The following is a 404-nucleotide window of genomic DNA, read 5'->3' on the forward strand; positions in this document are numbered from 1 at the left end:
CGGTAACGTTAAGAACTTAGAAGTTGAGATTACACGTAATGATGCACACAGTCAAGTTGGCTAATTATAATAGATTAAAAATCTATTTTAATTATAAATAAAAATAAAGGGAGGCTCAAAAATGGGATTTAGAGTAAAAGTTGAGGGCGCAGAAAGTATTGATTTAAACATCGAAAGTATTGAAACTGTAGAGTTTAAAACAGATACACCAGATGATTCTAATGCACGTTCAACAGACTTAGGAACAACATTAGAAATCGCTGGTAAAATTTTGACACCAGTAAATGGGGAGGCAGCAGATACTACAATCAAGCTAGCACAATGGTCATTAGTACCAGCAGAAAAGGCTGATTGTTATAGAAACGTTAAAGTAGATGTTATTTCTGCTTCTCAAATTGTAAGAC

Annotated in this window: 1 protein-coding gene; it reads left to right on the plus strand. The window is 33.7% G+C overall.

Annotated features, from left to right (window positions below; all coding sequences use genetic code 11):
- Positions 1-121: 121 nt before the first annotated feature.
- On the plus strand, positions 122-404 hold a 283-nt coding region (locus D7Y11_RS43070; protein WP_126936532.1), incomplete at its 3' end, for a membrane-associated protease 1.

Origin of the sequence: Corallococcus sp. AB018 (genome assembly GCF_003986945.1) — a bacterium.
Taxonomy (GTDB): Bacteria; Myxococcota; Myxococcia; order Myxococcales; family Myxococcaceae; genus Corallococcus; species Corallococcus exiguus.